The organism is Phocaeicola plebeius (assembly GCF_003437535.1).
Taxonomy (GTDB): Bacteria; Bacteroidota; Bacteroidia; order Bacteroidales; family Bacteroidaceae; genus Phocaeicola; species Phocaeicola plebeius_A.
Genome location: NZ_QSQT01000046.1, coordinates 11,424 through 21,939, shown reverse-complemented (window position 1 = coordinate 21,939; position 10,516 = coordinate 11,424). Strand labels below are relative to the sequence as shown.

At 40.5% G+C, this 10,516-nt stretch carries 8 protein-coding genes and 1 pseudogene; 3 read left to right on the top strand and 6 right to left on the bottom strand.

The genetic code is table 11. From position 1 onward, the window contains the following. Positions 1-45: 45 nt before the first annotated feature. Positions 46-369 (top strand): STM3941 family protein, encoded by a 324-nt coding sequence (locus DXD04_RS17120; RefSeq protein ID WP_369683350.1) that lies wholly within the window; start codon positions 46-48, stop codon positions 367-369. 208 nt (positions 370-577) lie between these two features. On the opposite strand, the gene DXD04_RS15610 is transcribed toward DXD04_RS17120, so the two are convergent. The 6 genes and pseudogenes from DXD04_RS15610 to DXD04_RS15580 all read right to left on the bottom strand — a co-directional run. Beyond that, positions 578-2,479, bottom strand: coding sequence for a TlpA family protein disulfide reductase (locus DXD04_RS15610; RefSeq protein WP_117674071.1), 1,902 nt, complete (start codon positions 2,477-2,479; stop codon positions 578-580). A gap of 97 nt (positions 2,480-2,576) precedes the next feature. Then, positions 2,577-4,124 carry a M20/M25/M40 family metallo-hydrolase gene (locus tag DXD04_RS15605; protein WP_117674070.1) on the bottom strand — a complete coding sequence of 516 codons (1,548 nt, stop codon included), beginning with the start codon at positions 4,122-4,124 and terminating at the stop codon, positions 2,577-2,579. A gap of 578 nt (positions 4,125-4,702) precedes the next feature. Then, entirely contained in the window at positions 4,703-6,736 is a 2,034-nt protein-coding gene (locus DXD04_RS15595) for a GmrSD restriction endonuclease domain-containing protein (protein ID WP_117674069.1), read from the bottom strand. A gap of 5 nt (positions 6,737-6,741) precedes the next feature. Next, a complete protein-coding gene (locus DXD04_RS15590) occupies positions 6,742-8,259 on the bottom strand; it encodes a DUF262 domain-containing protein (protein WP_117674068.1) in 1,518 nt (505 codons plus the stop codon). Continuing rightward, positions 8,249-8,494 carry a type IV toxin-antitoxin system AbiEi family antitoxin domain-containing protein gene (locus DXD04_RS15585; protein WP_476445223.1) on the bottom strand — a complete coding sequence of 82 codons (246 nt, stop codon included), beginning with the start codon at positions 8,492-8,494 and terminating at the stop codon, positions 8,249-8,251. The genes DXD04_RS15590 and DXD04_RS15585 overlap by 11 nt, the downstream gene beginning before the upstream one ends. 231 nt (positions 8,495-8,725) lie before the next feature. Next, positions 8,726-8,905, bottom strand: a pseudogene (locus tag DXD04_RS15580) (Arm DNA-binding domain-containing protein); the annotation flags it as partial. 280 nt (positions 8,906-9,185) lie between these two features. On the opposite strand from DXD04_RS15580, the gene DXD04_RS15575 reads away from it, so the two are divergent. Together DXD04_RS15575 and DXD04_RS15570 are read left to right on the top strand one after the other, a co-directional pair. After that, positions 9,186-9,527: an ISAon1 family transposase N-terminal region protein gene (locus tag DXD04_RS15575; RefSeq protein ID WP_117674067.1), complete on the top strand. Its 342-nt coding sequence runs from the start codon at positions 9,186-9,188 to the stop codon at positions 9,525-9,527. Beyond that, positions 9,523-10,506: an ISAon1 family transposase gene (locus DXD04_RS15570; RefSeq protein WP_417131303.1), complete on the top strand. Its 984-nt coding sequence runs from the start codon at positions 9,523-9,525 to the stop codon at positions 10,504-10,506. Before DXD04_RS15575 ends, DXD04_RS15570 begins: the two co-directional genes overlap by 5 nt. Positions 10,507-10,516: the final 10 nt, after the last annotated feature.

Genomic DNA, 10,516 nt, shown 5'->3' with positions numbered 1-10,516 from the left:
TTGTACGCTGTTTGACAACATTTTAATTGATATACATAAGTTTAAATCACTTCCCTATATAAAGATAGAGTTGAGATATATGTACAATTTAAGGGTACCTATAAGGTTGTTAAGTTTGAAGACGTGAAATTTTTTCGGTTGATAAAGATGCATCATGTAAAATACATAGCTATTGAATATAAGACAAAATATATTTCACAAAAAATGGAATCTCCAGAAACGTCTAATTTTATAAAAAAACTTATGGTCTTTAATTTGCAATTGATAGGATCCATTGAAGCCATTCTTGTGTCCAATTTAACAATGAGAGGAAATGAGATTTGTGATATGCTAAATGAACGTATAAAAAATGAATCCAGATTATTTTGAAGTCAGACTAAATAGGTTGTTGATTTTCTGCTGAATATTGAAATGAAAGCATAATGGTTGTAAAGCCATGAAGTCTTACATTGATACAGTTGATGATATAAAGGTTACTGCAATAACAGGTTTAACCAACTCTAATGGTATCAATTGAGGCTGGCTCAAAATAAGTTTGAAGTTTATTTGAGCCAGCCTCTTCAAATTGGATTTGCGTTTATTCAATCATTTTCTTCAAAGTATTTTTCATGACTTCATGGTCGCGGAAGTCGTTGCGGAGCTGATAGTGTCCAGACTTGTCTACCAGCACATACGAAGGAATACCGTCAATTTTGAACTGTTCGCAAAGGTACTTCCATTGCTCGTTGTTCAGGCGGAAATGTTTTCCTTTGATGTTTGGAATCGCCTGTTTGTAAGTGACGAGAGGAGACGTTTCGTTGGCCAGGTAAATCCATACCAGGTTGTCGCTCTTCAGTTCCTGTTCCTTCAGCGGTTCGTTGGCACGGATAGACATGCGGCAAGGTCCGCACCAGGTGTTCCAGAAATCTACCAGGATGACTTTTCCCTTGTAGGGCGCGATGAGGGCTTCGAAGAGCTTGTCCGGGGTTACTTCGGGTGTCTTTTCGATGATGGCTTTTCCTTCTACCTCCTTGAGAGCAATCTGCGCGTTTTCCAGCATTTTCAGAATCGCATCCCGGTAGAACGGGTTGTGTACGCTTTCAAGTATTTTCCGGTCGGTTTCGGTCAGTGAGATATTCGCGGCTTTTTGTACTAAGGGTAAAACCCGTTGCAGGTCTTCGGCAAAGGTGCCTTTTAGTTTTGCTTCTTCAGGCCAGTCGATGAGTGGATTGGAGATGCTGCGGGCATAGGACATGATATTTTCTCCCATTAGCAGTTGCTCGTCGGCAATAGGGAAGAGTTTGCACAATGCGGCACGGTTTTCGGCTGTCAGCGAGTCTATTTTAATGTCCAGCGGTTTGTTGCGGTCCCATTGGTTATGTACCATCCGGTAATTATATGTACGAAGAGCGTCGCCTTGGGCCATAGCTTCCACAGCTTCCTGTTTCAATTTTAGCAGGGCTAGTTCTTTTCCTACAGATGGCAGGTCGCTTTGTGCGATACTGTCGGAAAGTGACTGGTAAAGTTGGACGACATGCTGTGTATATTCGGCGGCCGTCATCTTGTAGTCTGCGGATTCCTTTGAAAAAAGATTCATGCTGTAAGGTTTATCCGGATACAATGCGGAAGAGGTCAGACCTGCGTATGTGCCTGTGGCATAGCATCCTGGTGCGCTTTTGAAAGGAGGAAGCTGTTTTTTCTGCGTCCGGCGGTCCAAGAGCATCTGTCCGCTTTGGTGCATGTCAATATACAAATCAATTTCTTCGCCCGGAGCCAGCCAGAACCGGTTTACTCCTATTCCCGCAAGGACAAAAGCTTGTGCAGATCCATACTGCCAGAACTTGAATTCGGCCTCTCCCGTATTGGGATTGACGGGGGCGGTGAAAGATTGCTGTCCGTTCAGTAGGGTATTGACATAAAGATTCACTTCCTTTGCCAGTCCCTTCCGATAACCTGAAAGATGGACATGTACTGCGGTTTCACCCATTTTGAATAAGGGAGCGGGAAGGGAAGAAGGTACGGCCTCGTTCGCACGGATGACTTCGGCCGGGATGTCAGACGGCACGGTGGCTTCCGTTTTTCCCGTCAGGTCGATACCGAACAGTTTGAAACATTCGTTGCAGTCGGATTCAATGAAGTCGAACGAGCGTGTATCGCGGGGGAGGGGTTCAAAGCTCAGCCGGAAGGAGGCTTCTCCTGTTTCGGGCATCCAGAAAAGAGAATCGGCTTCAATGCCCTGTGTGCCTTTCAAGGCATATTTCTTGCCGTCGGCTTGCAGGTAAGATTCGGAACTGATTTTTATCCAGTAATGCGGGCGGAAGTAGGCGTCCGTATAAAGCACCGTAGCCGTGTCGCTCAGTTCCACTTTCGAAATGTCGAGGGTCATGGTGTTGGTTGACTCGATGAAGGGGTTTTCTACGCTTCTGGTGACAGGTGTGTTTGCGGTGGTGCCCAGCCATGCTGTGGCGGCCAATGCCAGTAGGGCCATTTTCTTTTTCATGTGGATTCAGGTTTTATTGTTTGTGTAAATATAAGTAAAGGCAGATTAAAGACAAAGAATGTGTCTGTTTTTTAGAAATCTATATCTTTTCTCATTGTCAATTCTCTTCATAGACTCCTTCCCGCGGTAGAGGTTTGTCGAGGTTGGCTACACCTAAGGCAGTGATGGCGGTGACAGTTGCCGTATGCTCCAGGTATTCCGGGATGTTCTTGGTAAACAAATCACGTTCCGTATGCCAGATTTCCCCATAATTGAAATTATATCCTTTGACATCTTTTGTGGTAAATCCGTATGTCGGGACACCATACGTGGCAAATACTTCCGAGTCGGTGCCACCCGCCACCTTCGGTAGTTTACGGGGCGGCCGCACGGTTACTTTAAACGGGATGTCTGCCCGAATCTTTTGGATGGGTTGGGTTATCTTGACGAAATCATCATACATCGCTTGCGAGACAGCTATTCCGACGGGAGGTTCCGGCCCACCGTCACGGTTGAATACGTTGACAATCTTCGGCAACTCCTGCTGATGTTTCTTGCAATAAGCTTTCGAGCCTAACAGCCCGAACTCTTCTCCGGCAAAGGCGATGAAGAGGATGGTTCTCTTGGGTTTGGCTCCCGACAATGCCAGCATACGGGCCGCTTCCATCATGGGAGCAATCCCTGTGCCACAGTCGATGCCGCCTGTACCCGTATCAAAGGCATCTAAGTGTCCGCAGACGATGACTTGCTCGTCCGGGTACTTGCTACCCCGTATCGATGCCACCACGTTGTGATATTTAATTGGTCCGAGTTTGAAATGATTGCGGATATCGAACTCCAGCAGGAAGTCTTCCCGCCGTTCTTTTACCATCTGAGCAATGATGTCGAATTGATGCCGGTCGAGCTTGATGTCAGGAACTTCCGGCAGGTTGTCGAACGTCATGCTGTCAATCATCTTCCGGTCATAGAGCGCGCGGATGGGTACCTCTGATGACTGAATGAATCCTAAGGCACCGGCTTCAACCATCTCATGGTAGTAAAGCGCCGGGAATTCCTTATAAGGAATCATCTTGTTGTTTTCACCTTTCTCTCTGTTTCTTTTTCGGAGTTCGGCATTCTTCTGGTCGATTTCCTTATTTTCCTGTTTGATAGCCTGACGAATAGAATCAGCCTGTGCCGTCCGGTCGATGGGCCAGCCGTTGTTTGTGCCGGAAATCAGTACCCAGGCTCCTTTTAATTTGAGTTTGATGCGTTCGAATTCCTGGTCGGTACGGGGCTCCATCAAAACGTGGCCACGCTGTACCCCTTTCGTTCCGGAAGTATACGAAGGAGTGGCGAAATGGAGGGTCATTCCATGGTCGTGGCTCAACAACTTTCCAAACCAAGGCCCGCGGTTAAAACCGACAGAGAGTTCGCCGGCTTCTTCCAGCTGAGCGTCCAGCCCCCACTTTTTGTATTCGTGTATCATCCATTCGGCAGCATTCTCATACGCATCCGACCCGATGGGGCGTCCGCCAAAGCGGTTAGTCAGTATATCCAGCTGGTGTGTGGCCTGATTATCCTGGTGTCCGATTTCAATAATCCTCTCAACGACGGCTTTCTGAGCGAAGAAAGGCTGTATCCATAATGACAAAAATGCAGTGCAGCAAACTAGTAGTTTTTTCATGTGTCAAAGAATTGAATGTTTTTGGTTGCAAAAGAAACGATAAAGCAGGTAAAATCAAAATAAAGAGTAAGCTTTTATTTAAAGAATCTTTATAACTTCGGCATTTCCGGTTCTGTAAATACCGGTTTGTGTGTCTTTCGGTTGTCACCGGGTAAAAAGAAAAAATCCCGTAAAATCAATGTTTTACGGGACTTTTTCTTTTTATCCGGAGAGACAGGATTATAATTTTTGTTTTCTAAATCATTATGAATCAATATTTTAATTCGGCTCAATTTTTCAAGTGTAACGATTTAGTAACTGAAAACTGTCTTTTTGTGTCACTCATAGACTTTCACTTGTCCACTTTATCTGCTATTGACTTCAGATGCGAATTGATGTTATCTAAACTAGTCTGGCGGTCAACCAATGGGATATATGTCGAATCAACATCTACAGAATAGTGTGGCAAATCTTTCAGAAACAAATTGATGGTTGTTCTACCATGAATAGTAAACACTTGATTTTATATTACTCATATTCTGCAAGTTCTTCCTAGATTATCATATTTTACTTGTCGATGTATTTTCCCGAAGGCGTGATTATAAATTCATAATGATTTCAAGCATCTTCTCTTGATGTTCAACCATATCATCAACATTCCATTCTAATCCAAATGGACGTTTTAAGGTATCATCTTTGATACCAGCATCGTAATTATCTTGGCATATTTGTAACATGATTCTGAATTTTAATGAAGCAACGCTTACTTGGTTGGATTTTGTATCAAGATAGCGATTCTTTTTATCAATAGGATTCCAGTTGGATCCAGAACTATTTGCATCAGAACCTATCATAGCAAAATTACCAAAGCAATTTATATCTTGCAAGTTAATTAGCATATTATCCCCAGCCTTGGCTTGTGGATAATAATGCTCCAAACTTTTTCGTGTTCGAGAGAAATAGAAATTTTTAAAAGGTTCTAACTCAAAGTCACTACAACCTAATGCTCTAAAAAACTCCATTCTATTACGGGAGCCTTTCTTTTCTTTGTTACCTCGAAGTTCTTCCGCATATTTCTTCCAAAGCTTATAATCTGTATAGTTAAAAACATACAGAGGTATATTGCATGATCCAGTAGGATAAACACTATTGAAATCTCGATTCGCTCTTTCTAATTCGACGTTTAATTCATCACAATTAAGAATAGTTTCGTCAAAACTATTAGGCTTAGGCTGATTTATTTCGTTAAGTTTACCCGTATCAAGATACACATCAAAGAAATACTTATCAGCTAGTTTTCTTAAAAAATCCACATAATCATTAAGGTCATAATTCTCAAATAAGTGATATAAACAATAGAACAGATAGTTTTTTCTTTGCTTAGGCGTGAAAGCAACTTCAAACATAGACAGTAATTGAATCACTTCGTTTTGTTGTACTTTATTATCATCGTACAAATCCTTAAGGTAGGCAGCCTTATTACCCTTCTTATAATAATATTGCAATTTCCATGGATTCTCAATAGCCCTATCTTCACCATTTGCGTGGTGTATAACATAGTTATCGAGAAAATATTTAGCCAAAAGGAGATTGTAGGCGAAGTCCTTAACGAACTTTGGAGTAAGATTTACCTTCTTGAACTCTTTAATTAGTTCTTTATCGTCAAGTGTAAAGCTCAAAGGATTAAAATCATCTTTATTCCGCAATCTTGTAATTTTCAAAACAATCAATAGAAAATTCGGAAAGTCAATAATTGGCTGGAAATTATCATTCTTGTCTACTTCATCATCTTTATCTATCGTTTTTATGGACGAATTTAAAAGTTCTGAAATAGTTTTCATTCCTAATGACAAAAATAAGCATTCATTAGAACTTGGAAACTCGTCGAAAGACTCTATAACAAAATCGTCCATAGTTTTACCGAAGACAGTTGTCATATCTGGAAGTTTCTGCTGAATGTAGAAACTCATGTCGCTACAAGCCTCCCATATACGACTAAACTTCTCCATAGCGTCCTCATCACCTATCAACTGTTCGCTGAGTTTAGCTTTTACTATCTCATGCTTTTCTAACTGCTCACCACGAGAATTCATAACCTCAAAATAGTGATTTAAATCCACATCTTTTGGCACACGATAATGAATAATATGCACTTTGTTCAAGAAAAAATCCTTGAATGCATCTATGTCAGCCTTCTTCTCGCCAACAATGTCTTTAATTGCTTCCTTCGCATAACTGAATCCATCGACAATGCCCTTATCTTTTTCTTCACCAAACTTAGGCATCTTTTCTATTGTCATAGCTGAAACCTTTCTTGCAGAATATGTAAGACAATTTGCAATTGTTTCTATGCCCAAAGCCTTCAAGATGATGTAGATTGTTGTAAGTCGTTGCTGACCATCGATAACCTCAAAAATATTTTCATCTCTTTTGTATGTGACAAGAGTGCCAATATAGTAAACGGACTTCTCCAACGAATCATGTACATCCTTTATTAAGGCGTATATTTCTTCACGCCCCCAAGCATAATTACGCTGATAGATAGGTATCTTGTATAATATAGACACCCCGCTGTTTGAGAAATATATGTCATTAATCGAACATTCTTCAAGAATATTTTTCAAATCTTTCATTGTAATCAATTTTTATAAAAACCGTTTATTTGAAAAAAATACAGATAGTTTTCATACACACCATCTATCTCATCCTTTAGATTCTTTAATGTATCTCCTTTACCACTATACTCATAGCATTCCTGCGCCCAACCATCTTTAATATCATCATTCGAAAGAGGATTGATTTTGTCTGCCAAAGCACTCAATAATGAAGATGGAGTATCTTGCTTGACAATCAATTTATACATATTGAATGCATTGATTTTATCACTCAACCCCATAATATAATTCTGTGCAGAATGCCAACCAAGATTAGTGTATTGGGCCCTTAATGAATAAGCCCAAATGAATGCGTATACAACAAATTGTTCAAATAGTTCCATGTCTTCTTTTGTAGGATATGTTTCTGGGCAGAATCTATCAACGTAAAGCAGAACCGAAGTATCAAACAAAAGGCGTGCTATACCATTACCTATTCCTTTTTTAAAATGTCTATCCAATGTTTTAACTATAATATTATCATTAATATAGAAGCCCTCATATTTGTTGTTGTTCTGAATATCCTTTAGTATATTATAGTAGTGCTTTGTATATTCAAAAAACGGTTTACCTGCAATTATTGGAGTGTCTAATTGGAACGCATTTACATTTCGAGTACCAGAGACAAAAGGCATAGCAGAAGAGTTGACCATATCTGCATAACAATAGGCACTTTTGTAGAATTGGGCATAAGGTGTTCTTGAAAAACGTGTGATACCTTTGAACATATGAATGTTGTGTTCATTTAAAACATTTGCCTTATTGCCACTTACCCATTCTTTGATACGATATAGGTAATTACCAAAGAAATCTGCTAAAGCACTTTGTGAAACCTGTTCCCAATCCTTTACTATCTTTTCTGTTTCATCCTCACTAATGGTATTCATTTCGCGAAGATGGTATGCTTTCAACAAATCATGAGGATAAAGAGCTTTACCTCGTGCATTTTGAGAATCAAAGAACTGGAATGCTTCCGATACATCGGGAGTTATGACAACAATTAACTCACACATATTCTCAATATAGTCCCTAAGACGCTCCATTTCTCTTTGGTGTTCAGTAGCCGAATCGCTATCTTGCAACTTTAATCCGACCCTACGGTTAAGTGCATTATAGTTGTTTGCAATATTATGATTATTGTGCACATTATTATATATTTTCTGCTGCAAGAACTCAATGCCATCTACGCCTAATGCAGTCAAAAGTAATGAGAATGTTATAGTACGTTGCAAACCATCAACAATATCATATTGTTCCTTATCCTTTGCCTTGTGAAGGATAAGTGTACCCACCCTGTATCTTTCCTTGTTGCTATTCTTCGCTTCAATAATGTCATCAAGCAATTGTATGGCATTACGAGCTGTCCATTTGTATGGACGTTGATAAATAGGTACACATAGGCTTACATCGTTAATTGGCTCTCCACTATTAGTAATAGTAATGGTTTTGCGAAGGAGCAAATCACCTATAGTAGTTATTGATAATGTTAGATTATGATTCATATTCAGCAAGTTCCTTTGAAATTGTCATATTATACTTATTGATATACTTTCCTGTTGGCGTGATCATAAACCTAGATGTACCAAGATTAATATTATCCAGTTTTAACGCCCTATACCTAGAATGACCTGCTTTTTCAGCCATATAGAGAAACAGAGTTTTCACTTTCTGAGATGCGCAGGCCTCCAACAATGTTGGAATCAAATTGGGGCGAATGGTTGTCAAGTAGACTTTAATATTTGCTGTATTTTTGTAGCCATCTTCGTTTATTTTGTAGATACCAACCTAAATTTATAGTAAAAATGTTCTTTTTATTTTGTCCAACCAAACATTTTACTCAAATATTAGCGAATTTTTTATGGAGAGTCATTCCCCAATTCATATTTTTAGCGAATTAGACACAAAAAGGATACATATAACTATATACAATAAGACCTTTTTCATCCAAGAGAAAAAATGGGAGCTATGTGTATTTCCTTTCGCCTTGCCCAAAACTGTATCCCAGGCATCCGGTTTTACACTCAGTTTAGAACTGAACTGTGTGATTTCACCGTTAAGCGACAGACGAATCATAATACCAGCTTTTCCTTCCTTGTTCAGATAGTTCTTTCTTAGATAGAACAGAATCTTAAATGTACTCTTACTCATATCCTTTTTTAATTTAGCTCCGTTACAGTGGGTGTAATGACTTCCCTCTGCAAAGGAATAATTAATAATTGGGTTACAAGCAGACATTTGAACGTCAATGAGCGACAAATCAAGGACTTACATCGAAAATCGTTACAGAAGATTTTCCCGATTTTCCTGTAACGATTTTGTAACGGAACTTTGTCTGAAGTGGGCATTTGAATGTCTGGGTCAACGTAATAATCTGAGGGGTAAATCCGATAAATTTATATCTTTGCCGGAAAGAAAATCAGCAAAAGTTATGGAAACCAGCGGTTACCGTCTCCTTCTTCCTGAAGGGACATTGGATTATTTCATCATTTCGGATGTAAAGGAAAGCAGTACGGAAATAGTGATTTACCTGGAAGAGAAGAACGAAGTTCCCGGTGAATACTCAAGCATGCAGGTGGAAAGCAAAGGCTTTTATGAACCGGTAGTAGTTCAGGATTTCCCGATTCGTGGCAAGAAGCTTTTCCTGAATATCCGCCGTCGCCGATGGATTGTAAAGGATGAGGGACGCTATGTGAGCCGTAACTGGAAACTGGTTGCAGAAGGCAGCCGCATAACGCATGATTTTGCGTCTTTTTTAAAAGAACTATATTGATACCCTTCCTGTAAGCTGCAAGCTTCTAGGCCTTCTCTTCGGGGTGAACGGTGAACTTCTTGAGCGTCAGTACCGCAATCATCTGAGCGGTTACATGAGCTGGAACCAGCTGTCCCATGCGGAAGAATGGGTACTCTTCGAAAAGAACATCGGCCCGTATGTAGGCATTGATGAAGTCAGCCTGTCACAGGGCGAACTCTATACAATCCTGATAAACAAGGAGAAAAGAGGACGTTCGGGAAGTATCATTGCAATCATAAAGGGTACGGACGTCAGGACTGTCACATCCGTCCTGCTAAAGCTTTCCAGACGCAGACGCTTCCAGGTCAGGGAAATAACCCTTGACATGGCTCCGAACATGGAACAGACGGCACGTATCTGCTTCCCGGCCGCGCGCCGCGTGACGGACCGTTTCCACGTGCAGAAACTGGCTTATGAAGCGGTTCAGGAAATGAGGGTGAAGGCACGCTGGGAAGCCCTGGATGAGGAATCCATACAGATGGCACATGCCAGGGCATGCGGAAAGATATATCATGCTCCGGTATTTGAAAACGGGGATTCAAGAAAACAGCTGCTGGCCAGAAGCATCTATCTTCTCTACAAAAAAGAATCCTTATGGACTGAATCACAGCGCGTGCGTGCCGGTATTCTCTTCAGAGAGTATCCTGATATAAAGAAAGCATACTATCTTTCCATGAGACTGGGATTGATTTACCATCAGTGCAGACATAAGGACGTGGCATTGACAAGACTTGCAAGGTGGTATGATGAAGTAGACAAATCAGGCTTCCTTGCCTTTGGAAGAGTGGCAAGATCCATACAGACACATTATCTGGAAATCATAAACTTCTTTGAAAAGCGTTCCACAAACGCTGCATCTGAATCCTTTAATGCTAAAATAAAGAACTTTCGTGCGCAGTTCAGGGGAGTTAAAGACAAGGCATTCTTTTTGTACAGACTGACTAAAATTTATGCCTAAACAATAAATC

Coding starts and splice junctions, on each gene's coding strand:
- DXD04_RS15610 (WP_117674071.1), bottom strand. CDS start 2,479: ATGAAAAAGAAAATGGCCCTACTGGCATTGGCCGCCACAGCATGGCTG.
- DXD04_RS15605 (WP_117674070.1), bottom strand. CDS start 4,124: ATGAAAAAACTACTAGTTTGCTGCACTGCATTTTTGTCATTATGGATA.
- DXD04_RS15595 (WP_117674069.1), bottom strand. CDS start 6,736: ATGAAAGATTTGAAAAATATTCTTGAAGAATGTTCGATTAATGACATA.
- DXD04_RS15590 (WP_117674068.1), bottom strand. CDS start 8,259: ATGAATCATAATCTAACATTATCAATAACTACTATAGGTGATTTGCTC.
- DXD04_RS15575 (WP_117674067.1), top strand. CDS start 9,186: ATGGAAACCAGCGGTTACCGTCTCCTTCTTCCTGAAGGGACATTGGAT.